The sequence below is a fragment of the Amycolatopsis roodepoortensis genome, from assembly GCF_014873915.1.
Taxonomy (GTDB): Bacteria; Actinomycetota; Actinomycetes; order Mycobacteriales; family Pseudonocardiaceae; genus Amycolatopsis; species Amycolatopsis roodepoortensis.
The window spans coordinates 3,486,686-3,511,659 of record NZ_JADBEJ010000005.1 but is presented as its reverse complement, the minus strand read 5'-3'; the positions used below and the strand labels follow the sequence as shown (position 1 = coordinate 3,511,659).

Sequence of the window (24,974 nt, the reverse complement as noted above, 5' to 3'; positions counted from 1 at the left end):
CAAGGGACCTTTGCTACCGCCCGCCGGTCACTTGAGGGCGACGAGGGTGGGGCCGCGCTGCTCCAGCAGCACCGGCCCGACCGAGGAAAGCGAAACCGGGCCGGTGTAGCCGCGCCGGTCGACGCCGACGGTGCGGATCGTGGCGCCGGTCGTCTCGTCGAGCACGGCGAGCCCGCCCTGGATCGGCACGACCAGCTGTTCCCCGAAGGTCACCCCGGGGCCGGTGGAGTTGTTCAGCGTCCAGCGCGGCGTGAGGTCGTCCCGTGAGAACGCCATGGTCTTCGAGCCGGTGAACCAGTACACGCCCTGCGCGGTCCACGAGGTCGTCATGACGCCGCCCACCGGATCCGGCGTGATCTCCGCTTCGGGCACGTCGAGCGGGTACGCCGACTTCTGCAGGCCGTCGCCGCCGTAGATGACGAGCAGTTTCTGCTCGGGCAGCACGATCAGCGCGAGATCGCCGGACATCGCGACGACCTTCGCGTTCTTGCCGGCGAGCACGGTGCTGTAGTCGACCTTCGGGTCGTCGGCTTCATCGTTGGTCGCGCGGTAAACGGTGAAGCGGTCGGCCGGGTCGCCGGGGCAGCGCTCGATCACGCCGATCTTGCCCGCCGCGGCGGCCACCGTGCCGTAGGTGCAGCCGGTCCTCGGCTGCTTGTTCGGGTTCACGATGGCGGGGACCTGGCCGTACTCCATGCTCTTGACCAGGTCGTCGCGCCAGGTGTTCAGCAACTTCTTGCCGGTCGTGGTGACGTGCGATCCGTCGACGACCAGCCTGGTACCGAGTTCGGCATCGCCGTTGCGCTGCGCCGTGCGGCGCCCGGTGCCCGCGTCGAGCTGGGTGACCTCGCTGCAGCCGGTGTCCTTGCGGTACACCGCGTCCACCTTGATCCCGGCGAGCGCGACGGTGCACAGTTCGAGATCGCGCGAGTAGCGCCACCGGACCTCGCCGGTGTACGGGTCCCGGCCGAGGACCTCGCCCTTGTCCGCGGTGACGACGCTGTTGGCTTCGCCGATCGGGACCGGTGTCGCCGAACTCGGCGCCTGCCACAGTTCGCTGAGGGAGCCGGGGACCTCCGCCGGCGCGGGCGGGAGCCCTGGCGGCAGCGTGGCGGCGACCTGCGCGACCGTCGCCGCGTTGTCGCTGGTCACGCCGATGACGACGCCGGTGACCGCGACGACCACCACGATCACCGCGGCGATCACGCGATCCCGCGGGCGGTTCCACGGTGAGCGACGGGCGCGTTTCCCGCCCAGCGGCGGCTCGTCGGCCACCGGCTGGGCGGGATCGGCGTCCAGCACGTCTTCCGTGCCGATCGCATTTTCGGCCGTCTCCGGCTCGCTGCCGTCCGGTTGCCCGGGATCGGCGGGCACGGGCCGCGCCGGTTCGTCGTCCGGCGCGGCGTCCCAGCGTTCGCTCACGTGCCCCTAGCTCCCCATGTCCGCAGTATGAAAGCTCAGTCTGCCGACGCAGGTGTATCAGAAGTCGCCGACGGACGGCGACGGCGGCGTCGGCGAGCCGGACGCTCGGCGCTGTCGCCGGCCTCCTTCTCGACCGCAGGGCCGCTGACCTCCGGGCTCGGCTTCGCGGCGCCACGGCTGCGACGGCGGGTCCGCGTGCGGCCCTCCGAAGAGGACTCGGCGGCTTCGCCCGCAGTCCCTTCCGCGGAAGGGCTCGCGGCGGCGTCGGCGGCCTCGATCTTGGCGGCCGCGTTCGCGCCGCCACGGGTCCGCTTGCGCGGCGCGCGGTTGCGCTTGCGGGGCGCTTCTTCGTCCTTCGCCGGACCCTGTCCACGGCCGCGGCGCTTGCCGCCAAGGTCCTCTTCGACCTCGGCCGAAAGACCGGCGCGGGTCCGCTTCGACAGCGGGAGGCGCCCGGTGGTGCCCTCGGGGATGCCGAGGTCGCTGAACAGGTGTTTCGACGACGAGTACGTCTCGGCGGGCTCGGGCATGTCGAGGCCGAGGGTGTCGGAGATCAGCTTCCAGCGCGGCTCCTCGTCCCAGTCGACGAGGGTGATCGCGACACCGGTGCGCCCGGCGCGGCCGGTGCGGCCGATCCGGTGGACGTAGGTCTTCTCGTCCTCCGGCGTCTGGTAGTTGATCACGTGCGTGACGTCGTCGATGTCGATACCGCGGGCGGCGACGTCGGTGGCGACCAGCACGTCGACCTTGCCGGAGCGGAACGCGCGCAGCGCCTGCTCACGGGCGCCCTGGCCGAGGTCACCGTGCACGGCGGCGGCCGCGAAGCCGCGCTCGACGAGCTCGTCGGCGACCTTCTGCGCGGTGCGCTTGGTGCGGGTGAAGATCATCGTCAGGCCACGGCCTTCGGCCTGCAGCGCGCGGGCGATCAGCTCGGGCTTGTCCATCGAGTGCGCCCGGTAGACGAACTGGGTGGTGCGCTCGTGGATCGCGCCGGCGTCGTTCTCCTCGGCGCGGATATGCGTCGGCTGGGTGAGGAACGTGCGGGCCAGCGTGATGATCGGGCCCGGCATGGTCGCCGAGAACAGCATCGTCTGGCGCTTGTCCGGGACCATCCGCAGGATGCGCTCGATGTCGGGCAGGAAGCCGAGGTCGAGCATCTCGTCGGCCTCGTCCAGCACCAGCCCGCGGACCTTGCCCAGCACCAGGTGCTTCTGCTCGGCCAGGTCCAGCAGGCGGCCGGGGGTGCCGATGACGACGTCGACGCCGTTGCGGAGCGCCGCGATCTGCGGCTCGTAGGGGCGGCCACCGTAGATGGCCAGCGTGCGGATGCCGAGGTGCTTGCCCGCGCCCTTGAGGTCGTTCGCGACCTGGATGCACAGCTCACGGGTCGGCACGACGACCAGCACCTGCGGGGTGCCGTCGCCGGGGACCTCGACGCGGTGCAGCAGCGGGACGCCGAAGCCCAGCGTCTTGCCCATACCCGTGCGGGCCTGGCCGATCAGGTCGTCGCCCGCCATGGCCAGCGGCAGCGTCAGGGCCTGGATGGCGAAGGTGCGCTCGATCCCGGCCTCGCCCAGCGCCTTCACGATCTCCGGCTTGACGCCGAAGGAAGCGAAGGTGGGGGATTCGGGCTCCACCGGCGCGCCCGCCTGCAGCGGGTGTGAGGTGTCCAGCGCGGCCGGGCCTGTCTCGCTGTGCTCCAGCGCGACGGCCTCCGGGACGCCGGTGGTGTTCTCTTCGGTTGTGGTTTCGTTCGTGGTCAGGGTGCTCGCCTCTCTCGTGACCAGCGCGCACTGCCCTGGTCACCAGATCGACACTCGACCACGAAAATTCGCTCGGGCTCCGCGCTACTGGCGCTGGAGCGGCCCTTCGTGGGAATGCCGCAGGATGGCGTGCACGCACATCATTCTTGTGCTGACCGGGGCCGCACCGGCTGTCCTTCAGCCGCAGCAGCGTCCCGATCCGGGACGGATGATCCGTCGTATCCGGCGGCCAGTCTACCTGATCTGCGGTTTTTCGATACCCCCCGGCGCGCCGTGCGGGGTGGGATCGGTCTCTTCACCGCCCCGGAGGTGGGTTCGGCGATACCCTTTCCGCCGTGACGGAGGCAAAGCAGATCAGTGAGGGCGTAGTCGATTTGCTCGGCGTACTCGCCTATGGGGAATTGTCCGCATTCGATCGCATGGCCGAGGACGCGCGCACCGCGCCGACGCTGTCCGGCCGGGCCGCGCTGGCCTCCATGGCGGCCGCCGAGATCGGGCACTACGACCTGCTCACCAAGCATCTGGCGGGGCACGGCGTCGCGGTCGAGGACGCGATGCGGCCGTTCGTCGGGCATATCGACGCCTGGCACGCCTCCACGGCGCCGCGTTCCTGGCTCGAGTCCCTGGTGAAGGCCTACGTCGGAGACGGGCTCGCGGCGGATCTCTACCGCGAGATGGCCAGCTGGCTCGACCCGGAGACCAAGGACCTGGTGCTCACCGTGCTCGCCGACACGGGGCATTCCGCGTTCGCCGAGCGCGAAGTCGCGGCCGGTATCGAGGCCGACCCGAAGGCGCGGGACAAGCTCGCGTTGTGGGGCCGCCGCCTGCTGGGCGAGGCGTTGACGCAGGCCCAGTACGTCGTGGCCGAGCGGGACGGGCTCGCCGAGCTGATCGTCGAGGGCTCCGGCGACCTTTCGGGAATCGCCGCGTTGTTCCGCCGGTTGCAGCAAGGGCACACCAAGCGCATGCAGGTGCTGGGGCTCGGCTGAGGTCACTTCGGCTAGCCTTGGCGCACCAGTAATTTCGAACTTTCAAGCGGAGGTCTCACGTGGAGGTCAAGATCGGCATCAAGGACACGCCGCGGGAGCTCGTGGTGTCCAGCAGCCAGTCGCCCGACGAGGTCGAGGAACTGGTCGCGAACGCCTTGAGGGCCGGCGACGGGATCTTCCGCCTCGACGACGAAAAGGGCCGGAAGTACATCGTGCCCACCGACCGGATCGCCTACGTCGAGATCGCGCCGTCGGATGTTCGCAAGGTCGGCTTCGCTGTTGGTGGCTAACCCGATCGGGTTGTAGTCGGATGTCACAGTGGCGTCACCGCTGCGTCTCAGCCAGCTCTCAGATTTGATCGTCACGCTAAGGCGGGGACGGCAGGGGGCTAGCCGAGAAATGAGGTGGACGGCGTCACTGTGATGGACCGCGCGCTGCTCGACGGCGTGCGCACAGTTCCCGAACAAGGCAAACGGGTCGCTGGGCGGCTGACCGGTATCGACGTCGCCCGCGGCCTGGCCGTACTCGGCATGTACGCGGTGCATGTCGGCCCCGATCCCGCCAAAGGCGGCGTCGGGGTGCTGTTCAAACCGTTCGAAGGCCATTCCGCCGCGTTGTTCGCGGTGCTGGCCGGGGTCTCGATCGCGCTGATGTCCGGCGGCCGCCGTCCCAAACAGGGCCGCGACCGAACCCGCGTCGCGCTCAAACTGGCGACCCGCGCCCCGCTCCTGGTGGCGCTGGGGCTGTGGCTGACCAGCCTCGAGACCGGCTACATGGTGATCCTGGCCTACTACGGGGCCTGCTTCCTCTTCGCGATCCCGTGGCTGCGCGCGGGCGCGAAGGCGCTGGCGATCGCGGCGGTCGTCGTCGCCGTGGCGGGCCCGCTGCTCTCGCATCTGATCAGGGCGCAACTGCTGCCCCGCGACCTGCTCTTCTTCGCGCCGGACCTGACCGCGGACGACATCACGTCGACCGGGCTGCTGAAGGCCGCGACCGTTCTCGTCCTGACCGGGACCTTCCCCGCGTTGACGCTGATGGCGTACGTGTTCGCCGGGATGGCGATCGGGCGGATGGACCTGACCTCGCGCAGCGTGTGCCGTCGGCTGTTCTTCGGCGGATCGGCGCTCGCGGTGGGCGGGTACGTCGTGTCCTGGATCGCGACCGGGCCGCTCGGCGGCATGCAGGCCGTGTACCGCTCGCTGGAACCGGCCGCCGCGCAGATGGGCATGACGCCGCCGGAATTCCTGCGGCTGCACCAGACCTGGATCCACGGCACGCCGCCGACCACCAGCTGGGCCTGGGAACTACTGCCGACAGGAACCTCGTACACGCCGTTCGACCTGCTGATCTCCATCGGGATCGCGGCGGCGGTGATCGGTGGCTGCCAGCTGCTGATGCCGAAGTTCGAACGCGTGCTGCGGCCGCTTTCGGATCTGGGCGGGCGGGTGCTGAGCGCGTACGTGCTGCATTTCGTGGCGATCGCGCTGCTCTGGGACGAGAGTGACGGCGACTCGATCTTCAGCGTGCTGCACTTCGTCGAGTTCTCGGTGGTCGCGCTGACCGCGGCGGTGCTGTGGCGGAAGTTCATCGGGCGCGGGCCGCTGGAATGGGCGATGAACAAGCTGTCGAGCTGGCCGAAGTACGTGGTGCCGCGGACTCGGGTGCCCGCTCAGCGGCGGGGCTGAATTCCCGGTGACGCGTGAAGGCCCCCTTCCCTCGGCTCAGCCGAGGGAAGGGGGCCTTCACGCGCTTGAGGGGTCAGGCGTTGAGCTCGTTCAGTTCTTCGAGGCTGGTCGGCACGTGGAAGGGCGGCGTGCTGGTGCCCATGATGCGGTAGCGGTCCCACGGGTCCGGGTCGGAGAGCTCGCCCTTCGCGCTGTACTCGCCCGCCCGGATCTCGACGGCGGTCTTCTTGCCGCCGGCGGCCGCGGACACCTGCTCGTTGGTGGCGACCCGGCCGTACCAGCGGTAGTACCCGTCGATGGGCTGGAAGTAGCCCCTCAGTTCGACCGTGGTCGCGATCTCGGTCCCGTCGATCACGAGGACCGCTTCGCCGGCGTAACCGTCTTCGTCGTGCTCGCTCATTGCGCCTCCGATTCCTTCCGCATCTGGACGACCTTGTTCTCTTCGAGCGGCAGGTTCGGGTCGATGACGATGCCCTGCTGCCGGGAGAGGCCGTCGATCGCGGCCCAGATGATCTGTGTCAGGTACTCGACGACGCTGTCGCGGCCCATCGAGCGGCGGTCCAGCCACCATTCGCCGGTGCTCTGCACCATCCCGACGATGCCGTGTGCCCACGGTTCGGCGGCGCCGGAGTCCATGTTGAACATCCGCATGTAGTCGCCGAGCAGCGCGGTCAGCGCGGTGGCGATCAGTTCCTTGTCCTCGGCGACGACGTCGGACTTGACGACCACCTTCTCCTGAAGGCCGCCGCGCGCGAGCAGGCGGTACAGGTTCGGGTGCTCCTCGATGACGCTGAAGAACGCGTCGAGCGCCATCCGGATCCGGGGGACCGGGGCGAGCTCGGAGTTGATGGCCGGGATCAGCCGCTGGAACAGGATCTCCGTGCCGCGTTGCCCGAGCGCGACGTACAGATCCGCCTTGTCGTCGAAGTGCCGGTACAGCACGGGTTTCGTGACGCCCGCTTCGGCGGCGACGTCTTCCATGCCGAGGTCCGGCCCGTGGGTGTCGAGCGCGCGCAGGGCGGCCTCGACGAACTCCGCGCGGCGCGCGATCCGGTGCTTGCGCCAGCGGTCGCGACGGGCGTCACCCGTGTCGGCCTCACCCGCCGTGGGGTGCTTGCTCGACTGCTTGCTGTTGCGCTTGACACGTTCGATCACCCAAGTCACCCTACCAGAGGTAACTGTTACCACGAGTTACAGATAGGGGTGTGTCGGCAATGACGCGGGCGCTGAAAGAAACAGACCGGGAGAAGACGGCCGAGCGGCTGCTCAAGTCCTCCGCGAACAAGTTCTACGATCCCGACGTCGACATCGACTGGAACGCCCCGCTCGTCGAGGGGAAGCGCTTCATCCCGGCTCACCGTTCGTCGCTTTACGGCACGAAATTGTGGGACTCGCTGTCCGAAGAGCAGCGCATCGAACTCGGCAAGCACGAGGTCGCGAGCGTCGCCACGACGGGGCTGTGGTTCGAAATCCTCCTGATGCAGATGCTGCTCAAGGAGGTCTACGAAGAGGACCCGACCAGCTCGCACGCCCAGTACGCGTTGACCGAGATCGCGGACGAATGCCGTCACTCGACGATGTTCGCGCGGATGGCCTCGCGGATCGGCTGCCCGTCCTACGGGCCGGTGCCGTGGTTGCGGCGGCTGGCGAAACTGATGCCGTCGATCAGCTACGGCCCCGCGCGCTACGGGGCGATCCTCGTCGCCGAAGAGGTCCTCGACCGGCTTCAGCGCGAGCAGATGAACGACCCGGACATCCAGCCGCTGGTGCGCATGGTCAACCGCATCCACGTGCTCGAGGAGGCCCGGCATGTCACCTTCGCCCGCGAAGAGGTGACGCGCGGGATGGCGAAACTGTCGAAGAAGGAAATCCTCTACCAGCAGTTCATCATCGCGCTCATTTCGTATTTCGTGACGCGGGCCTTCATCAACCCGAACGTCTACAAGGCCGTCGGGATCCGTCCGCGTGACGGCGTCGAAGCCGCGCTGAACAACCCCCATTGGCGCGAAAGCATCCAGTGGGCGGGCGAGAAGATCATGCCGTTCCTGCAGGAATCCGGTCTGGTCGGCAAGCCGGGCATGTACTTCTGGCGCAAGTCCTTCCTGCTGCCGGGGAAGCGATGAGGAGCGTCAAGCAGCGCGACGCCGTGTCGTGGGATCCGTCGCGGGAACACCGGTTCGTGACCGGCGACGGCACCGCCCTGCACGTCGAGACGAGCGGCCCCGCCGACTCCGAACTCACGCTGGTGCTCGTGCACGGCTGGACCCAGGACCACCGGACCTGGGACGGCGTGGTGTCGCGGCTCGGTGACTCCGTCCGGACCCTGCGCTACGACCTGCGCGGCCACGGCGGTTCCTCGCCGGCGAAACCGGGGACGGCCACGATCGCCACCCTCGCCGACGACCTCGCCGAGCTGATCAAGGACCGCGTCCCGAACGGGCCGATCGTGCTCGCCGGGCACTCCATGGGCGGCATGACGATCATGGAACTTTCCCGCAGGCATCCCGATCTCGTGGCCCGGCGGGTCGCCGGGGTCGCGTTCGTCGCCACGTCGTCCGGTGAGATGGACCGGATCACCCTCGGCCTGCCGGGGATCGCGGGCAGCGGCGCGGCGAGGTTCGAACGGAGGCTCGCGAAGCTGCTCGCGAAGAACCGACGTGACGCCTTGCCGCTGCCGCTGTCGGTGGTGCGGCCGGGTGCCAGGCTGCTCGTCTTCGGGCGGCGGCCCGCGCGGGCCGACGTGGACTCGGTCGCCGAACAGCTGCTGTGCGCGCATCCGGCGAGCGTCGCGGGATTCCAGGACGCGATCTCGCGGCACGACTGCCGGGTCACGCTGGCCGCGCTGCAGGGCAAACCGGTCGTCGTGCTCGCGGGGGAGCGGGACCGGCTCTGCCCGCCGCCGCACGCCAAGGTCATCGCCGACGAGCTGCCGGAGGCGGAGTTCGTGCGCTATCCGGGCGCCGGGCACATGCTCCCGCAGGAACGGGCGCAAGAGGTTTCGGACCGCATCGCCGCCCTCGTCCGCCGCGCCGCGAGGGTCTAACAGGGGAGCAAGGGACCTTTGCTACCGCTTCTCTCGACATTGAGACAAGTGGGAGCAAAGGTCCCTTGCTCTCTTTTGGCAGGTCAGGGCTCCGGATGGCGTGCTTGGGACGTCGCGAAAGCCACTTTCGGGACATCAGGCGTCGCGAAAGTGGCTTTCGCGACGTGGGACGCGGCGAGGCGGTAGCAAAGGTCCCTTGCTCCCCTCAGAGGTTCGTGTAGCCGTGCTCCAAGAGCCGGACGCCGGTCTCCCGGTAGGCGTCCTGGTCGTCGACGGCGAGGGTGTCCAGCCCGTCGACGTACCGGTTGAACATGCAGAACGCGGCCGCGATCAGCACCGTGTCGTGGATTTCGACGTCCGTCGCGCCCTCTGCGCGAGCCACCTCGATCAGGTCTTCGCCCACGGCTTTCCCGCTTTCGCGGACGGCGAGCGCGACGTGCAGGAGCGCCTTCACCTTCGGCGGCACGGGCGCGCCGTCGACGTCCTTCCACGCCGCTTCGACGACGGGCATGCCGCCTTCGAGCGCTTCGGCGGCGACAGCGGCGTGGCTGCGTGAGCAGAACGTGCAGTCGTTGCCGCGCGAGACGACCGCGCCGATCAGTTCGCGCTCGCCCACGCTGAGGCTGCTCGGGCCGCGAAGCAGGACCTCGGCGAGCTGCCCGAGCGGCGCGGCCGTCTCCGGCCGGTAGGCGAACAAGGCGGTGATGCCGGGCAGGTTTTCGTCGAGCGCGATATGGGGCATGGTGACTCCTCGCGGATCGGCAACGCGGTCGTTCGATTCATAGCCGAAACCCGGCTCGGCGCGCTGCCGCTGGATTGCTCGACAAGGCGTGCGAGGGACACCCCGCGGAAAGCTGGTTCGCCAGCGGTGTGGAGGCGCATCCCGCGCTGGCGAAAGCGAGGCTGCGAACGCACGAGGCGCTCGCCGCGGGCTCGTGGGCCGCGCGCGACTACCTGGGGGTGCCGGGGCTCGCGCCGGGGGCGCCCGCCGACGCCGTCGTCTACGCGGAGGATCCGCGCGAAGACCTCGGCCAGCTGGAACATCCCGTCGCGGTAATTCTGCGGGACGTCCGCGTCAGGTGAGCTAACGTGATCTCATCGACTGGGGAGTTGAAACGATGAAACAGCGTGGATCGATACTGTCCGTCTTCACCCTCACCCTCGCCGTGGTCCTCGGCGCGGCCCTGCTCACGAACCTCGGCGGTGAGACCACCGAAGCCGGCGGCGATGCCGAGTTCGCCGGGGCCGGCCGTGTCGTCATCCGTGACGCGGCGATGGTGCTCACCATGGATCCCAGCCTCGGCGAAGGACCGCTCGGCGCCCTCGCCGACGCCGACGTCGTGCTGGAGGGCACCAAGATCAAGCAGGTCGGCAAGGACCTCGACGCGGGCTCGGCGAAGGTCGTCGACGGCCGCGGCAAGATCGTGCTGCCCGGCTTCATCGACCTGCACAACCACCTGTGGCAGTCGCTCATCCGCGGCTGCGCGGCCGACAAGGAACTCATCGGCTGGCTCGGTAAATGCGTCATCCCGTTGTACCGCGCGCCGGTGACCGACGCGGACGCGTACGCGGGCACGAAACTCGCCGCGGCGGACGTCGTCTCGACCGGCATCACCACGGTCACCGACTGGTCGCACGCGTTCAACACCGACTTCGCCAAGGGCGGTCTCCGCGCGCTCGGCGAGTCGAAACTGCGGTTCCTCTACTCCTACAACGGCACCACCGATCCCGCGCTGCAGAACGAAATCCGCCGTGTGAAGCGCGAGGTCATCGACCCGAACCCGTTGGCGCGCCTGCAGATCGGCACGCATCCGTCCACAGGGAACTTCCCGAGCGTGGAGGCCTCGGAGAAGCTCGCGCGCGAACTCGGCGTCTCGCTGAACGTGCACCTGCTCGAATCGAAGGCCGACCTGACCGCGGGCCAGATGGACGCGCTCCGGCGGGCGAACGCGCTGCACCCCGGACTGGTGGCGAACCACGTGATCCAGACCACAGACGCCGACCTCGACGAGCTCGCGGCCGCCGGCGTCAGCGTGGCGCACAACCCGTTGTCGAACATGCGGCTCGCGTCGGGGGTGATCCGGCTGCCGGAGATGAAGAAACGGAACATGAAGGTCGGGCTCGGCCTCGACGGCGGCACCAACGACACGAGCGACATGTTCAACGTGATGCGCGCGGCCGTCGGCCTCCAGCGGGCGACCACGACGGATCCGGCGGTCTACCCGACCACCGCGGACGTCCTGCGCATGGCGACCCTCGGTGGCGCGGAAGCGCTGGGGATGGACAAAGAGATCGGGTCGCTGACGCCGGGCAAACGGGCGGATCTCCAGGTGATCGACGCCCAGGCGGTCAACTTCGCGCCGAGGGTGGACTGGGTGAACCAGCTGGTCTTCAACACCCAGCCCGCGAACGTCTCGTGGGTGTTCGTCGACGGCCGCGCCCTCAAGCGCGAAGGGCGCCTTGTCGGTGTCGACACCGCGAAGGTCGTCGCCGACGCCCAGCTCGCCGCCGACCGGCTGAAGAAGCTCCTGCCCCAGTAACCCCACGCATTTCGTCCTCTGAATGCGGTAGTCGCACGCGCAAGGATCGCACTCAGAGGACGAAACGCGGGTCAGTGCTGGAGCGGGAAACCGCCGCCGATACCCCGCCAGGCGAGGTTGGCGGTGAGGGCGACGGCCTCTTCACGGCTCATCGACTTGTGGTGCGCCAGCCAGAACCGTGCGCTGACCTGCGAGAGGCCAACGAGGCCGACGGCGAGCAGCCGGGCCTTGTCCTCGTCGAGGCCCGCGTCGGCGGTGATGGTCTCGGTGATCGCGTCGACGCTGGCCGACGTCGCCCGGTCCACCGCCTCCTGCACGGCGGGCTCGCCGCGCAGGTCGGACTCGAAGACCATGCGGAACGCGCCGGCGTCGTTGTTGACGAAGTCGAAGAACGCGCCGACGGTCGCCGGCACGCGCTGCTTGTTGTCCGTCGTGGAGTCGAGCGCGTCCTTGACCCGCCGCACCAGTTCGTCGACGTGGCTCTCCAGCAGCGCGATGTAGAGGTCGAGCTTGCCGGGGAAATGCTGATAGAGGACCGGCTTGCTGACTCCGGCCTCTTCGGCGATCTCGTCCATCGCGGCGGCGTGGTATCCGTTCGCGGCGAACACCCGCTGCGCGGCGGCCAGCAGCTGGGCGCGGCGTTCCGTTCTGGGCAGGCGAACACCTCGGGCCTGCAGTCGCGCCATGTCTGTCATCGTTCCTCCAGTTCGAGGCACTCGTCTCCGCCGAGAACGCGTCAGCGCAGTCGAGCGGGGCTCCACGGGGCGGGGTCACCACCGCGTGAAGTGAGGTCGAGATTACTCGCCGGTACAGCCGGACCGCCAAGGGTCAGGCATCCTTGATGCTGTGTCTTCTCCAGTTTCCCGTGCCGCCGGGGGTCGTCCGCCGCTGACCCATGTGCCGCTTTCGCGCAGGTCGTTGCCGTCACTGGACCCCGCGCCGCCCCCTTGGCCCGGGGAAACAATAGGTGTCGCCGGGGTGAAATTGCACATCCGCCGGACGCCGGGCGGCCCGGAGACGGCCGTCTACGTCCACGGTCTCGGCGGTTCGTCCACGAACTGGACCGACCTCGCCGCGCTGCTGGCCCCCCAAGCGAGCGGCACCTCGGTGGATTTGCCGGGTTTCGGCTATTCGGAGCCGCCCGCCGGGTTCGACTTCAGCCTCGACTCGCACGCCGAGATCGTCGCGAGCCACATCGAGAGCCTGGAAGCGGGGCCGGTGCACCTGTTCGGCAACTCGATGGGCGGCGCGGTCGCGCTGCTGGTCGCGGCCCGCCGTCAGGAGCTGGTGAAGACGCTGACGCTGATCTCGCCCGCGATGCCGGATCTCCGGCCCAGTATGAAACGGCTGTCCGACCCGCGAATGGCGTTCGCGTACCTCCCCCTGATCGGTCCGAGGGTGCGACGGCAGCTGGCCGCGCTCGGCCCGCGTGAACGCGCGATGCAGGTCATCAAGCTGTGCTTCGCCGATCCGAGCCGCTTCGCCGACAGCAGGCTGGACGAGCTCGAAGAGGAGCACAGCGCTCGCGCCGCCTTCGCGTGGGCCGCTCCCGCGCTGGCCCGCAGCACGTTCGGCATCTTCCGGACGTGGTCGGCCCGCGGGCCCGCGTCGCTGTGGGCGGTCGCGCCGAGCGTCGACGCGCCGACGCTCGTCGTGTGGGGGCAGCACGACCGGGTGATCTCCGTCCGGCGCGCCATGCGCACCGCCCGGCTACTCCCGCACGCGCGGTTGCTGGTCCTGCCCCGAACCGGCCACGTGGCGCAGATGGAACGCCCGAATGTCGTAGCGAAGGCCGTTTTGGGGATGTGGGAATCGGTCGAATCGGGCACCTGGTAGCCCATTCGGGTGAGGGTGACACGGCGCGCGAAGCGCCGGTCGCTCACAACATCACAGTTCGGTTATGGCACCCTGGTGCGCGTGGATCGGGTAAAGCAAGGCGCGCAGGGCGAAGGTCGGCGGTCTCAGTACTCCGCCTCCGCCCGTCGTCCGCCGCGCTCCCAGCCTCGGACCACCGACGTGCCGCGCACCGGCCAGTACCGGCCGACGCCGCCGCCGTCGCAGCGGCTCGACGAAGACCGCTATCGCCCCGGTGGCCGCCGGACCAGCGCCCAGCCGCTCAGCGCGTCCTGGAAGCCGCACGAGACCGGCGCCGCCAAAGCCGCGGCCAAGCGCAAGGGCAAAGGCGGCATCGGCCAGTTCGCCAAGACCTACGGCTGGCGTGTGTACGCGCTGCCGATCCTCGTGGTGATCACCGCGCTGGTCGTGTTCAACACCGCCACCGGCCCTCCCGAGCCGATCGCCACCGACGGGGCGAGCCTCGCCTCCGCCGACGGTTCCGCCGGCAACGGTGGCGAGCCGGGCGCCGGTGTGGACGGGGGCGGTGACGTCCTCCCGGAGAACCCGGCCAAACCGGTCGACCTCAAGATCCCGACCGCGGACCTGCCCAAGGGCGGCGACTTCACCGAGGCCGGCCAGGGCACCTATCACGTCGTGCCGGGCAAGGGCGAAAAGGTGGGCACGGGCCAGCTGTTCACGTACACCGTCGAGGTCGAGGACGGCATCGACCCGTCCAGCTACGGCGGTGACGACAGCTTCGCCACGATGGTGCAGGGCACGCTGTCCAATCCCAAGAGCTGGACGTGGGACGGCAAGAAGGCGCTCCAGCGCGTCGACGCGAGCTACCCGAACCCCAGCTTCCGGGTGAGTCTCACCACACCGAACACCACGCATCGCGCGGACGTCTGCATGTTCCAGATCACCTACGAGACGTCTTGCTACCGCTCGAGTTTCGACAAGCGCGTGGTGATCAACCTCGCCCGCTGGGTGCGGGGGGCGCTGGCCTTCGAGAGCGACATGACCGGGTACCGCCAGTACGCCATCAACCACGAGGTCGGGCACGCCCTCGGCGGAAAGCACGTGGGCTGCCCGGAGAACGGCGCGGTCGCGCCCGTCATGATGCAGCAGACCTTCGGCGTCTCCAACGACTTCGTGGCGCAGCTGAACAATCTCCCCGGCGGTGACCGCGGCAAGGTGCCCGCGGACGGCAAGGTCTGCAAGCCGGGCTCCTGGCCGAACCAGACACCTTAGTCCACACCGTCTCACCTGCTGGAATATCCCAGGGTCTGGAACAGGGGAAGGCGTCCGGGCCTTTCCGTGTTGTAGATACTGGGATGCGACCCGCGATCCACGCGAGATGGAGGACCCGATGTCAGGCACGCTGCCGCCGCTCGTAGAGCCGGCCGCCGAGCTCACCAAGGAAGAGGTGGCCCGGTACAGCCGTCACCTGATCATCCCGGACGTCGGGATGACCGGGCAGAAGCGGCTGAAGAACGCCAAGGTGCTGGTCATCGGTGCCGGCGGCCTCGGCAGCCCGGCGCTGCTGTACCTCGCCGCGGCCGGGGTCGGCACGCTCGGCATCGTCGATTTCGACGAGGTCGACGAATCCAACCTGCACCGCCAGGTCATCCACGGCCAGTCCGACATCGGCAAGCTGAAGGCGGCGTCCGCGCAGGAGTCGCTGGCCGAGATCAACCCGTTCGTCAAGGTGCACCTGCACACCGACCGGCTCGAGTCCTCCAACGCGCTGGAGCTGTTCGAGCAGTACGACCTGATCCTCGACGGCACCGACAACTTCGCGACGCGGTACCTGGTCAACGACGCCGCCGTGCTCACCGGCAAGCCCTACGTGTGGGGCTCGATCTACCGGTTCGAGGGCCAGGCGAGCGTGTTCTGGGAGGACGCGCCGAACGGCAAGGGCCTCAACTACCGCGACCTCTACCCCGAGCCGCCGCCGCCCGGCATGGTCCCGTCGTGCGCCGAGGGTGGCGTGCTGGGTGTGCTGTGCGCGTCGATCGGCTCGATCATGGTCAACGAGGCGATCAAGCTGATCACCGGTATCGGTGAGCCGCTGCTGGGCAGGCTCGTCAGCTACGACGCGCTGGAGATGAAGTACCGCGAGGTCAAGATCCGCAAGGATCCGGAGACCCCGAAGATCACCGAGCTCATCGATTACGAAGCGTTCTGCGGTGTTGTGTCCGACGAAGCCGCTTCGGCCGCTTCGGGACACACGATCACTCCGGCGGAGCTCAAGGCCAAGTTCGACAACGGCGACAACTTCGCCCTCATCGACGTCCGCGAGCCGCACGAGTACGAGATCGTGAACATCAAGGGCGCGACGCTGATCCCGAAGGACAAGATCCTCTCGGGCGAGGCGCTGGCGGAACTGCCGCAGGACAAGCCGATCGTGCTGCACTGCAAGTCGGGCGCGCGTTCGGCGGAGGCGCTCGCGGCGCTGCACCAGGCCGGGTTCAAGGACGCGACCCACCTCGGGGGCGGCGTGCTGGCATGGGCGCGGCAGATCGACCAGAGCCTGCCGACGTACTGAGGTTTCGCGGAAGCGCGTGAAGGCCCCCTTCCCTCGGCTCAGCCGAGGGAAGGGGGCCTTCACGCGCGAAATGGAACGCGGGGGACCTAGGCGATAGCAAAGGTCCCTTGCTCCCGTCAGTAGCCGACGGACCGGCCCACGAAGATCGCCCGCACGAAAGCAGCGAACCCCGCGACGACGTCCGTCCGGTTCCCGCGGGGTGACTTCGGCACGGTGGCGATGATCTCGGCGTCGGTCAGCGGATGGGTCTTCCCGGCCAGTTCGCGCAGTTCCTCGGGTTTCCAGTTGTGGTTCCCCGCGAGGTGCACCGACAGCGCGCCGCGCCGCTGGACGAACTCGATCCGGTCCGCGTTCCGCCGGATGAACTCGCCTTCGCCGACTTGAGCGCACGTCGCGTTTTCAAGGCGCCAAGCGGTCTTCACCGACGTCTCGCAGCTCTCGACGGCGTCGGTCGAGAAGGCCCAGACGGGCGAAATCCACAGCTGCGGCGCGTACTCGACGATCAGCGCCCCGGAGTCTTCGGTCGTCTTGGTCGGGAGCCGGTGAGGGCCGAGGTCCACCGCGACGGTGCGATCGTGCGGGACGCCGGTCGAGGCGAGCCGCCGGGCGGCGGTGTCCTCAGGCAGGGACGCGGGGACGGCGATCCCGCCCGCGATCAGGGCCACCAACAGGACACCCGCGCCTGCCCGCACCCCGAGGTCACGCGTGAACAGCCCCGCGACGAGCAGCACCGGCACTCCGAGGAACGGCACCGCGAACCACGGGTCGAACGCTTCGGCCACTTCCAGCACGAAGATCGCGCCGAAGACACCGCAAATCCCGGTCGCGAAGGCCCAGGCCAACCGCGGCCAAGGCCTCGCGACGGACGGAAAAGCCTCCGGTGCCGCGAAAGCGACGAGATAGACCATCCCGATCGACACGAGCGGCACCGGCAACGCGATCCACGGAACGTGCAGGAAAGCGGCGAGCGGGAGCAGCAGGCCCACGGTGAGCGCCCCCAGCGTGCCGAGCAGCCACAGTGAGCCGAGCGCGAGCGCGGTGAGCTGCCCGCCGGTGAGGCGGCGCTGAGCCGTTCGGGGGATCACGGTCGAAGAATGGCAGGTCAGAAGCGATCCTGTCTTGAGTATCGCTACTCAAGACCAGCGCGTCTTCTCGTTCGTGGTGCGGAAGACGGGGTAACGTGCCGAGCCGTGCGTGCCACCCTTGAAAGCCCTCCGGAACACGTCTGTTCGGCGTTCGGCGGACGTACCGGTGACGCGGAACCGCTGCCCGGCACCACCGCCTGGCGCTACAACGATCTCGTGCTCAAACCCGTCGTCGACAAGTCGCGGACCCTGTGGACCGCGCGGGCGCTGGAAGCCATCGACGAGCCGGGGTTGCGGGTCGCGAAGCCCGTCCGGTCCAGCGACGGCCGATGGATCGTCGGCGGCTGGTCGGCGAACCGGTTCGTGCCGGGCACGGCCGAGCACCGGTACGACGAGGTCGTGCACGCGGCGGTCAAACTGCATCGCGCGACGGCCGGGTTGCCCCGGCCGGATTTCCTGGGACGGCGCACCGACATCGAGGCGCTGGCCGACAAGCTCGCCTGGGGTGAGGCTGAAGTGCCCCTCGATGAGAACAAGGGCGGCCGCTGGTTCGAGGTGCTCGCCGGTTCGCGAAGACCGGTCAAACTGCCGGACCAGGTCGTCCACGGCGAGCTTCTCGCCGGCGTGCTCTTCGACGGCGACGCGCCTCCCGGCATCGTCGATTTCGTGCCGTACTACCGGCCGGGCGAATGGGGCGCCGCGATCGTCGCGGTCGACGCGCTGGCCTGGGGCGGCGCCACCATCGATCTCCTCGAACGCTGGGCGCATCTGCCCGAATGGCCCCAGCTTCTCCTGCGGGCGGTCCTCTTCCGGCTCGCCGCCAACGCCCTCGACCCGCGGTCGACCCGGGCGGCGCACGACGGACTCCGTGCCGCCGCCCGGGACGTGAGCGCGGTGCTGTAGGTCACTCGGTGCGCAGGTTCTCCGTCTTCGCCGCCGCACGGACGGACGGGACCGTCGACGCCGTCACCAGCAGCACCATCGCGATCGCCGCCGCGGCGAGCAGCCCGACCGCCGACCAGTCGAGGTGCAAGCCCTTCCAGAACAGCCGCCTGCCCAACGCGGCGACGGCGATCCCGGTCACCGTCGCGACCACGATGCCCACCAGCAGCGGAATTCCGTTCTGCCACAACAGGGACCGGACGATCACCCGCACCGGCACGCCGGTGGCGGACAGCGCCCCGAGCGCCCGGCGCCGTTCCCGGACCTGTTCCTGGGCGAGCACCAGGAGGCTCACCCCGGCCAGCAGCAGGACGGACAACGCGCCGCCGAACAGGATGGCCCGCACGTCGTCGAGCATGCGAGCCTCGTCGGAGACCCGCTTTTCGTTGGCGGACGCCACCGAGACCTGTCCGCTGTACGGCGCCACCGAGTTCCGCACCCGCTCGACGAAGTCCGGATCGCCGGTCGTCCCCCGCAGGCTCACCGTGACCGGCGCGGCGGCCAGATCGACGCCCGCCATCGCGGCAGGTGTCGCGAGCACGTGTGGCTGGAGCTGCTCGCCGAGCCCCGACGGCTTCACGCCGAGCGGGCGGGGCGTGGCCGGAACGGTCCAGGGCCGCTCCCGCTTGTCGTCGTCGGTGAGCTTCACCGACTGTCCTTTGTGGAGAGAGGCAGGATCGGCGAACACGTCACCGTCGTGGCAACCCGTCGCTGTGGTGGTCGCTTCGATCGTGGCGCAGTCGGCGACGGCGAGCGAGACAAGCCCGCTGTCCGCGCGGTTCGTGTCGACGAGCATCGAGCGCATGACCTGGAAGCCGGCCGCGCCCGGCACCGCGCGGACCGCGGCGATCGCCTGATCGGCCACCGAACCATCGGCATGGACGGAGATCCGGTCATCAGTCTTCTCCTGGTAGACGGCCGCCAACGTGACCTGGCCCGCCAACAGGCTCTGCAACGCGATCACCCCGGCGAGCACCACGCAGAGCCCGGCGACCACCCGAGCTGGGGTCCCGCTGTCGTTCCGCAGACGGCGGATCGCGAGCTGGAACGACGGCGGCCCGCCCTTGACCCGGGCGACGGCACGCTCCAGCAGCCACGGCAGCACCGCGGGTATCCCGAGCATCAGCAGCACGGCACCGGCGATCAGCGCCATCCGGCCGAGTTCGCTCGCGACGCCGAAATCCGGGGCTATCAAAGCGATTCCGGCGACGATCGGCAGCAGTCTCCACCACAACCGCCGCTTCGGCGGCACGGCTTCGCGGACGACTCCGAGCGGTTCGACGACCGTGTGCCGCTGCGCGGCCCAAGCCGCCGCCACGGTCAGGGCGGGGATCACGAGCACGATCAGCACCACCAGTGGCCACGGCGGCGTCAGGTCCTCCGGGTACACCCCGAACCGGAGCACCTGGAAGTCCGCCACCGAGCCGCGGAACAGCAGGAACGACGCGGCACCGGCGACCAGCCCGGCGACGGCGCCCACGAGGGATTCCGCCGCGGTGATCCGGTGCAGTTGCTTGAGGGAGGAGCCCGCCAGCCGTAGCGCGGCGAGCCGCCGGTCACGGGCCGCACCGCCGAGCCGGGAGACCGTCCCCACGAAGATGAACACCGGCGTGAGCAGGACGAAGAGACCGATCAGCAGCAGCGAGAGAATTCCCCGTTCGAACGGCGCTTCGTAGCCGGGAGGGGAACCGAAGGCATAGATCGGGGCGCCGTTGCGTGGGTTGTCCGTGCCGGCGTAGACGACGAGATCATTCGGATTGAGTACCGCTCCCGTGTCGATGATCCCGACCGGCTTGCCGGGCAGACGGGGCCGTAACAGACCACTGGTGTCGGCCGCGACGAGTTCGTCGAGCTTCGGCGAAAGGAAGACCTCGCCCGGCGCGGGCAGCCGGTCCACCCCCGGCGGGATGGGCGAGTTCGGCCCGGTGGCGTGAAGGTGGACGAGCGAGATCGCCTGACCGCGGAAGTCGGTCGTCGTCGTGTGGTGGTTCAGCGGTGCGACACCCGGGATCGGTTCGTACCGCGGGGAAGCGGCGTACGCCCGCTGGTCGCGGTTCTCCTTGACGGTGCCCGCGGAGGCGCCGATCAGGAGGACCGCGACCGCGAGCCCGATGCCGACCGTGCTCAGGACGAGCCTGACGATCGAGCCCCGGCCGCCCCCGACGGCCAGCCGGAACCCCAGCATCAGGTCTTCGCGCCCGGTCATCGGGTGACCACCGGTTCGCGGGTCCTGCCGTCTCGCACGATGACCTCCCGGTCGGAGTAGGCGGCCACCCGCGGTTCGTGGGTGACCAGGACGACGGCGGCGTCGGTCTGCTTCGCCGTCTCGGACAGCAGACGCATGACCAGCTCTCCGCTGAGCGTGTCCAGCGCGCCGGTCGGTTCGTCGGCGAAGACCACCGACGGTTCGGTGATCAGCGCCCTGGCCATGGCGACCCGCTGGCTCTGCCCACCCGAAACCTGGCCGGGTGTGCTGTCACCGGCGTCGCCGACCGCCAGCCGGTCGAGCCAGGTCCGCGCGAGCCGCTCGGCGGGGCGGCGCTTCATGCCGCCGAGGCGCAGTGGCAGCGCGACGTTCTCCAAGCAGGTCAGCTCCGGGACGAGCTGGCCGAACTGGAAGACGAAGCCGAATTCGGTGCGCCGCAAGGCGCTGCGTTCGGTGTCGGACATGTTCGCGAGGTCACGGCCGCGGAACAGCACCTGACCCGCGTCGGGCCGCATGATTCCGGACAGGCAGTGCAGCAGCGTCGACTTCCCGGAACCGGAGGGGCCCATGATCGCGACGATCTCGCCGGCTTCGAGCGTCAGCCCCGCCCCGTCGAGCGCCTGATTCGGGCCGAAGGCCTTGTGCAGGCCGAGCCCGTGTAACAACGGTGTTTCCACTGTGTGGTCCCCAGATCAGCGCGTCAGCTGGCGCGCGAGGTCGTCGAGGCGGGCGGCGGTGAGTTCCAGCCACCGCAGATCCGCTTCCAGATGGAAGAGCGCGTGGTCGCAGATCAGCTGGTCGGCGAGGTCGCCGTCGGTCTTGCGGGCGGTGAGCTCACGCATGGCGCACAGGTGGGAGCTCCGCTGGGCGTCGAGCAGGTCCTGTGCGCCGCGGCCGGACAGCAACGCGAGCACGACCTTGGTGTAGAGCGTGTTCTGTAGGTAGACCGAGGGACTTTCCGGGCTTTTCAGCCATTCTTCGACGTTGGTGACGCCCGCCTCGGTGATCGCGTACCGCTTCCGGTCCGGGCCGCCGCCCGCCTCGACGCCGTTCTCCTCCACCAGGCCGTTCTTCAGCAGCCGGTTCAGCGTCGAGTAGACCTGCCCGTAGTGCAGCGGACGGTCTTGGCGGAACTGCTTGTCGTAAAGCTGTTTGAGGTCGTAGCCGTGCTTCGGGCCGGCTTCGAGCAGGCCGAGCAGAGTGTTCCCGATGGACATGGAGATGACTATACACACGATCTATACATCGAGTGTATAGCTGTTGAAGGCGTCGCGGGGGCGACTCGAAGCAGACCCGCGACCTCACGGTGTGACGTCGATCGGCGGCGGGCAATGTCAAACGCCTGAAACATTCAGGAGTTTTCAGGTAACACGGCCTACCTACCTTCAAGCGCTATCGACGCCTGGAGGAGGTGCCCGTGCCGCTCGCCGCCCCCACCGTGACCGCGGTGGACACGCACTGCCCGTACTGCGCCCTGCAGTGCGGGATGAGCCTCGACGGCGCCCGGGTCGCCCCGCGCGACTTCCCGGTCAACGCCGGCGGCCTCTGCCAGAAGGGCTGGACGTCGGGGGAGCTGCTCACCTCGCCTTCACGCCTGACCACCCCGCTGATCAGGGTCGACGGCGAACTCCGGCCCGCGACCTGGCCGCAGGCCCTCGATCTCGTCGCGAAGCGGCTCACCGAGATCCGCGCGGCCAAGGGGGCCGACTCGGTCGCCGTCTTCGGCGGCGGCGGGCTGACCAACGAGAAGTCGTACCTGCTGGGGAAGTTCGCCCGCGTCGCGCTGGGCACCTCGCAGATCGACTACAACGGCCGGTTCTGCATGTCCTCGGCGGCGGCCGCCGGGATCAAGGCGTTCGGCGCCGACCGCGGCATGCCGTTCCCGGTCACGGATCTCGCCGACGCGGACGCGGTCCTGCTGATCGGCGCGAACCCGGCCGAGACGATGCCGCCGTTCACCCAGCACCTGCGTGGCGCGGACCTGATCGTCGTCGACCCACGCCGCACGCCGACCGCCGAACTCGCCGGACTGCACCTGCAGCCCGCGCCGGGGACCGATCTCGCGCTGGCGCACGGCATCCTGCACGCCGTCGTCGCCGACGGCCTGCTCGACAAGTCCTATGTGGTCTCGCGGACGAACGGCTTCGAGGAACTGTGGCGGTCGGTCGCGGCCTGGTGGCCGGAGCGCGTCGAGCAGATCACCGGCGTCTCCGCCGCGGATCAGCGCCGCGTCGCCGCCAAGCTCGCCGCGGCCCGCAACGCCTATGTCCTCACCGCTCGCGGCACCGAACAGCACGCCAACGGCACCGCGATGGTCAACGCCTGGATCAACCTCGCGCTCGCCCTCGGGCTGCCCGGCCGCAAGGGATCCGGGTTCGGCTGCCTGACCGGGCAGGGCAACGGACAGGGTGGACGCGAGCACGGGCAGAAGGCCGACCAGCTGCCCGGCTACCGCAAGATCGACGACCCCGCGGCCCGCGAGTACGTCGCCGGAGTGTGGGGTGTGCCGCCGGAATCCCTGCCGGGGCCGGGCCGGTCGGCCGTCGAGCTGCTGGAGGCGCTCGGCACCGAAGACGGGCCGAGCGCGCTGATGGTTTTCGGTAGCAACCTCGTCGTTTCCGCGCCCGGAGCCGGGAACATCCAGGACAGAGTGTCCTCTTTGGACTTCCTGGTGGTCTCGGACCTCGTCCTGTCGGAGACGGCGGCGATGGCCGACGTCGTCCTGCCGGTCACCCAGTGGGCGGAGGAGGACGGCACGATGACCAACCTCGAAGGCCGGATCCTCCTGCGTCGCAAGGCGATCGACCCACCGTCCGGCGCGAAGACCGATCTCTACGTGCTTTCCGAGCTCGCCCGCCGGTTCGGCCAGCCCGACGGGCGGTTCCCGACGGACGCCGAGGCCGTCTTCACCGAGCTTCGGCAGGCCTCCAAGGGCGGTGTCGCCGACTACTCGGGCATCACCTACGACCGGCTCCGCGAAGGCGAGGCGCTCTACTGGCCCGTCCCGGCGGAATCGCATCCCGGAACGCCGCGGATGTTCCTCGACTCCTTCGCCCACCCGGACGGCCGCGCGCGGTTCGTCCCGGTGGACCACGTCGGCCCGGCCGAGTTGCCGGACGCCGAATTCCCCTTGCAGGCCACCACCGGACGGGTCCTGCAGCACTACCAGTCCGGGGCGCAGACCCGGCTGGTCAAAGAACTCAACGACGTCGTGGCGGAGGCTTTCGTGGAAGTTCATCCCGACACCGCCGCGAGGGCGGGGCTGGCCGAGGGCGATCTCGCAGTCGTGCGATCCCGGCGCGGGGAGACCGTCGCGCGGGTCCGCTGCGTGGCGTCGCTGCGTCCCGACCTCGTGTTCCTGCCGTTCCACTTCCCCGGTGAGGGCCGGGCGAACCTGTTGACCAACCCGGCGCTCGACCCGACGAGCCGGATGCCCGAGTTCAAGGTGTGCGCGGTCGCGCTCGCCCCGGCCGAGGCCGTCGCGTGAGCCCCCGGTCGGTGGTCATCGCCGGATACGGGATGGCGGGCGCGCGGCTCGCGGACGAGATCCAGCGCCGCGATCCCGATGGCGAACGCGTGCGGCTCACCGTCGTCGGCGCGGAGGAGCACACCGCCTACAACCGGGTGCTGCTCTCGTCGGTGGTCGCCGGGACCATGCGGCCCGAGGCCGTCCGGCTGCACGACGACGAATGGTCGTCCCGCACCCGTGCCGACCTGCGCCGGGGTGTCTCCGCGACGTCGATCGACCGGGACGCGCGCCGCGTCCACCTCGACGACGGGTCCACTGTGGACTACGACGCGCTCGTGCTCGCCACCGGCGCGAACCCGTGGATGCCGCCGGTCGAAGGGCTTGAACCCGGTCCGGACGTCGTCGCCTTCCGTACCCTCGACGACTGCGCGCGCATTCTCGACGCCGCCAAACTGGGCGCGCCGGTGGCCGTCCTCGGCGGCGGGTTGCTCGGCCTGGAAGCCGCGCGGGGCCTCGCCGGCCGCGGAAACCTCGTCACCGTCGTGCATCCGATGCCGCACATCATGGAACGCCAGCTCGACGCGGAATCCGCGCGGGTACTGACCAGGAAACTCGAAGAGCTCGGCGTCGCCTTCCGGCTCGGTGTCGGGGCCGCACGCTACGTCAGCGGGGACGGCCTGAAACTCGACGACGGCACGCACGTGCCCGCCGACCTCATCGTCGTCTCGACGGGCGTCCGGCCCGAGACGAAGCTGGCCGTGGACGCCGGGCTGACCGTCGAAGGCGGCATCGTCGTCGACGATCTGCTGCGCACCAGCGACGGCCGGATCCACGCGATCGGTGACTGCGCGAAGCATCCGGGCGCGTTCGGCGGCCTCGTGCAGCCCGCGTGGGAACAGGCCACCGTCGTCGCGGATCTGGTCACCGGCACGAAATCCGCGTCACGCTATCGCGGCACCCAGGCGGTGACGCGGCTCAAGGCGCGCGGCATCGACCTCACCGCGCTCGGCGAGACGATGACCGGCGCGGACGACCCGACCGCCGAAGTGCTCACCTTCAGCGACCCGGCGGGCTGCCGCTACGGCAAGCTCGTCATCCGTGAGAACCGGGTGGCCGGCGCGATCCTGCTCGGCCTGCCCGACGCGGCCGCGACGATCACGCAGCTCTACGACCGGGGCACCCCGGTGCCCGAAGACCGGTTGGCGGTCCTTTTAGGACGGTCGTTGCCGCCGGGCGCGCCGTCGGCGGCGAGCCCGGCCGATCTGCCCGCGTCGGCGGTCATCTGCCGCTGCAACGCGGTGACCAAGGGACGGCTCGTCGAAGCGTGGCGCGGCGGCGCCACCGACGTCCCCGCCCTCGCCGGGGCGACCCGCGCGACGACCGGCTGCGGCGGCTGCAAGGACGCCGTCGGCGGGGTCGCGAAATGGCTGGCCGCCCAGTGAACCC

23 protein-coding genes are annotated in these 24,974 nt (G+C 69.6%); 13 read left to right on the top strand and 10 right to left on the bottom strand.

The window, feature by feature from the left end:
- Nucleotides 1-27: 27 nt before the first annotated feature.
- Both H4W30_RS35670 and H4W30_RS35665 read right to left on the bottom strand, forming a co-directional pair.
- Nucleotides 28-1,422 carry an Rv3212 family protein gene (locus H4W30_RS35670; RefSeq protein ID WP_192746568.1) on the bottom strand — a complete coding sequence of 465 codons (1,395 nt, stop codon included), beginning with the start codon at nucleotides 1,420-1,422 and terminating at the stop codon, nucleotides 28-30.
- A gap of 35 nt (nucleotides 1,423-1,457) precedes the next feature.
- Nucleotides 1,458-3,059 carry a DEAD/DEAH box helicase gene (locus H4W30_RS35665; protein WP_192746567.1) on the bottom strand — a complete coding sequence of 534 codons (1,602 nt, stop codon included), beginning with the start codon at nucleotides 3,057-3,059 and terminating at the stop codon, nucleotides 1,458-1,460.
- Nucleotides 3,060-3,520: 461 nt separating this feature from the next.
- On the opposite strand from H4W30_RS35665, the gene H4W30_RS35660 reads away from it, so the two are divergent.
- The 3 genes from H4W30_RS35660 (at nucleotide 3,521) to H4W30_RS35650 (ending at nucleotide 5,859) form a co-directional block, all read left to right on the top strand.
- Complete coding sequence (locus H4W30_RS35660) at nucleotides 3,521-4,174, top strand: ferritin-like fold-containing protein (RefSeq protein ID WP_192746566.1); 654 nt, start codon at nucleotides 3,521-3,523, stop codon at nucleotides 4,172-4,174.
- A 59-nt stretch (nucleotides 4,175-4,233) separates the two neighbouring features.
- Nucleotides 4,234-4,464, top strand: a complete 231-nt coding sequence (locus H4W30_RS35655) for a DUF3107 domain-containing protein (protein ID WP_005167610.1) — start codon at nucleotides 4,234-4,236, stop codon at nucleotides 4,462-4,464.
- Nucleotides 4,465-4,578: 114 nt separating this feature from the next.
- Nucleotides 4,579-5,859, top strand: coding sequence for a heparan-alpha-glucosaminide N-acetyltransferase domain-containing protein (locus H4W30_RS35650; protein WP_192746565.1), 1,281 nt, complete (start codon nucleotides 4,579-4,581; stop codon nucleotides 5,857-5,859).
- Between the two features lie 73 nt (nucleotides 5,860-5,932).
- On the opposite strand, the gene H4W30_RS35645 is transcribed toward H4W30_RS35650, so the two are convergent.
- Complete coding sequence (locus H4W30_RS35645) at nucleotides 5,933-6,259, bottom strand: DUF4873 domain-containing protein (RefSeq protein WP_125680279.1); 327 nt, start codon at nucleotides 6,257-6,259, stop codon at nucleotides 5,933-5,935.
- Nucleotides 6,256-7,023 (bottom strand): TetR/AcrR family transcriptional regulator, encoded by a 768-nt coding sequence (locus tag H4W30_RS35640; RefSeq protein ID WP_192746564.1) that lies wholly within the window; start codon nucleotides 7,021-7,023, stop codon nucleotides 6,256-6,258. The genes H4W30_RS35645 and H4W30_RS35640 overlap by 4 nt, the downstream gene beginning before the upstream one ends.
- A gap of 50 nt (nucleotides 7,024-7,073) precedes the next feature.
- On the opposite strand from H4W30_RS35640, the gene H4W30_RS35635 reads away from it, so the two are divergent.
- Nucleotides 7,074-7,982 carry an AurF N-oxygenase family protein gene (locus tag H4W30_RS35635; protein WP_192746563.1) on the top strand — a complete coding sequence of 303 codons (909 nt, stop codon included), beginning with the start codon at nucleotides 7,074-7,076 and terminating at the stop codon, nucleotides 7,980-7,982.
- Nucleotides 7,979-8,902 (top strand): alpha/beta fold hydrolase, encoded by a 924-nt coding sequence (locus H4W30_RS35630; RefSeq protein WP_192746562.1) that lies wholly within the window; start codon nucleotides 7,979-7,981, stop codon nucleotides 8,900-8,902. Before H4W30_RS35635 ends, H4W30_RS35630 begins: the two co-directional genes overlap by 4 nt.
- A gap of 205 nt (nucleotides 8,903-9,107) precedes the next feature.
- Here H4W30_RS35630 and H4W30_RS35625 read toward each other — a convergent pair whose 3' ends face one another.
- On the bottom strand, nucleotides 9,108-9,644 hold the full coding sequence (locus tag H4W30_RS35625) for a carboxymuconolactone decarboxylase family protein (RefSeq protein WP_192746561.1): 537 nt from the start codon (nucleotides 9,642-9,644) through the stop codon (nucleotides 9,108-9,110).
- Nucleotides 9,645-9,718: 74 nt separating this feature from the next.
- Here H4W30_RS35625 and H4W30_RS35620 point away from each other — a divergent pair, with 74 nt between their 5' ends.
- Entirely contained in the window at nucleotides 9,719-9,985 is a 267-nt protein-coding gene (locus tag H4W30_RS35620; RefSeq protein WP_225949971.1) for a hypothetical protein, read from the top strand.
- A 35-nt stretch (nucleotides 9,986-10,020) separates the two neighbouring features.
- Nucleotides 10,021-11,442, top strand: a complete 1,422-nt coding sequence (locus H4W30_RS35615; RefSeq protein ID WP_192746560.1) for an amidohydrolase family protein — start codon at nucleotides 10,021-10,023, stop codon at nucleotides 11,440-11,442.
- A 71-nt stretch (nucleotides 11,443-11,513) separates the two neighbouring features.
- Here the strand turns inward: H4W30_RS35615 and H4W30_RS35610 are convergent, their stop codons facing one another.
- Entirely contained in the window at nucleotides 11,514-12,137 is a 624-nt protein-coding gene (locus H4W30_RS35610) for a TetR/AcrR family transcriptional regulator (protein WP_125680286.1), read from the bottom strand.
- A gap of 283 nt (nucleotides 12,138-12,420) precedes the next feature.
- On the opposite strand from H4W30_RS35610, the gene H4W30_RS35605 reads away from it, so the two are divergent.
- From H4W30_RS35605 to moeZ, 3 genes are all read left to right on the top strand, one after another.
- Entirely contained in the window at nucleotides 12,421-13,278 is an 858-nt protein-coding gene (locus tag H4W30_RS35605; RefSeq protein WP_192746559.1) for an alpha/beta fold hydrolase, read from the top strand.
- Nucleotides 13,279-13,359: 81 nt separating this feature from the next.
- Nucleotides 13,360-14,529 carry a DUF3152 domain-containing protein gene (locus tag H4W30_RS35600; RefSeq protein WP_192746558.1) on the top strand — a complete coding sequence of 390 codons (1,170 nt, stop codon included), beginning with the start codon at nucleotides 13,360-13,362 and terminating at the stop codon, nucleotides 14,527-14,529.
- A gap of 118 nt (nucleotides 14,530-14,647) precedes the next feature.
- Nucleotides 14,648-15,826: an adenylyltransferase/sulfurtransferase MoeZ gene (moeZ, locus tag H4W30_RS35595; protein WP_126736324.1), complete on the top strand. Its 1,179-nt coding sequence runs from the start codon at nucleotides 14,648-14,650 to the stop codon at nucleotides 15,824-15,826.
- A gap of 116 nt (nucleotides 15,827-15,942) precedes the next feature.
- Here moeZ and H4W30_RS35590 read toward each other — a convergent pair whose 3' ends face one another.
- Nucleotides 15,943-16,911: a hypothetical protein gene (locus H4W30_RS35590; RefSeq protein WP_192746557.1), complete on the bottom strand. Its 969-nt coding sequence runs from the start codon at nucleotides 16,909-16,911 to the stop codon at nucleotides 15,943-15,945.
- Nucleotides 16,912-17,016: 105 nt separating this feature from the next.
- Between H4W30_RS35590 and H4W30_RS35585 the strand changes: the two genes are divergently transcribed.
- Nucleotides 17,017-17,814: a TIGR02569 family protein gene (locus tag H4W30_RS35585; RefSeq protein WP_192746556.1), complete on the top strand. Its 798-nt coding sequence runs from the start codon at nucleotides 17,017-17,019 to the stop codon at nucleotides 17,812-17,814.
- 1 nt (nucleotide 17,815) lies between these two features.
- On the opposite strand, the gene H4W30_RS35580 is transcribed toward H4W30_RS35585, so the two are convergent.
- The 3 genes from H4W30_RS35580 to H4W30_RS35570 are packed head-to-tail and all read right to left on the bottom strand — an operon-like array spanning nucleotide 17,816 to nucleotide 21,276.
- Nucleotides 17,816-20,059 (bottom strand): ABC transporter permease, encoded by a 2,244-nt coding sequence (locus H4W30_RS35580; RefSeq protein WP_192746555.1) that lies wholly within the window; start codon nucleotides 20,057-20,059, stop codon nucleotides 17,816-17,818.
- The gene (locus H4W30_RS35575; protein WP_192746554.1) at nucleotides 20,056-20,736 is read right to left on the bottom strand and encodes an ABC transporter ATP-binding protein; all 681 of its coding nucleotides are present in this window, start codon (nucleotides 20,734-20,736) and stop codon (nucleotides 20,056-20,058) included. Before H4W30_RS35575 ends, H4W30_RS35580 begins: the two co-directional genes overlap by 4 nt.
- A 15-nt stretch (nucleotides 20,737-20,751) precedes the next feature.
- Complete coding sequence (locus tag H4W30_RS35570) at nucleotides 20,752-21,276, bottom strand: PadR family transcriptional regulator (RefSeq protein ID WP_192746553.1); 525 nt, start codon at nucleotides 21,274-21,276, stop codon at nucleotides 20,752-20,754.
- A gap of 200 nt (nucleotides 21,277-21,476) precedes the next feature.
- On the opposite strand from H4W30_RS35570, the gene H4W30_RS35565 reads away from it, so the two are divergent.
- Both H4W30_RS35565 and H4W30_RS35560 read left to right on the top strand, forming a co-directional pair.
- On the top strand, nucleotides 21,477-23,546 hold the full coding sequence (locus H4W30_RS35565) for a molybdopterin oxidoreductase family protein (protein ID WP_318780724.1): 2,070 nt from the start codon (nucleotides 21,477-21,479) through the stop codon (nucleotides 23,544-23,546).
- Complete coding sequence (locus H4W30_RS35560) at nucleotides 23,543-24,970, top strand: FAD-dependent oxidoreductase (protein WP_192746552.1); 1,428 nt, start codon at nucleotides 23,543-23,545, stop codon at nucleotides 24,968-24,970. The genes H4W30_RS35565 and H4W30_RS35560 overlap by 4 nt, the downstream gene beginning before the upstream one ends.
- Nucleotides 24,971-24,974 lie beyond the last annotated feature (4 nt).

What these genes read in the sequence shown, in the direction of transcription:
- moeZ (WP_126736324.1), top strand. Translation starts at nt 14,648, where the DNA reads ATGTCAGGCACGCTGCCGCCGCTCGTAGAGCCGGCCGCCGAGCTCACC.
- H4W30_RS35580 (WP_192746555.1), bottom strand. Translation starts at nt 20,059, where the DNA reads ATGACCGGGCGCGAAGACCTGATGCTGGGGTTCCGGCTGGCCGTCGGG.
- H4W30_RS35570 (WP_192746553.1), bottom strand. Translation starts at nt 21,276, where the DNA reads ATGTCCATCGGGAACACTCTGCTCGGCCTGCTCGAAGCCGGCCCGAAG.
- H4W30_RS35615 (WP_192746560.1), top strand. Translation starts at nt 10,021, where the DNA reads ATGAAACAGCGTGGATCGATACTGTCCGTCTTCACCCTCACCCTCGCC.
- H4W30_RS35610 (WP_125680286.1), bottom strand. Translation starts at nt 12,137, where the DNA reads ATGACAGACATGGCGCGACTGCAGGCCCGAGGTGTTCGCCTGCCCAGA.
- H4W30_RS35645 (WP_125680279.1), bottom strand. Translation starts at nt 6,259, where the DNA reads ATGAGCGAGCACGACGAAGACGGTTACGCCGGCGAAGCGGTCCTCGTG.
- H4W30_RS35630 (WP_192746562.1), top strand. Translation starts at nt 7,979, where the DNA reads ATGAGGAGCGTCAAGCAGCGCGACGCCGTGTCGTGGGATCCGTCGCGG.
- H4W30_RS35635 (WP_192746563.1), top strand. Translation starts at nt 7,074, where the DNA reads ATGACGCGGGCGCTGAAAGAAACAGACCGGGAGAAGACGGCCGAGCGG.
- H4W30_RS35625 (WP_192746561.1), bottom strand. Translation starts at nt 9,644, where the DNA reads ATGCCCCATATCGCGCTCGACGAAAACCTGCCCGGCATCACCGCCTTG.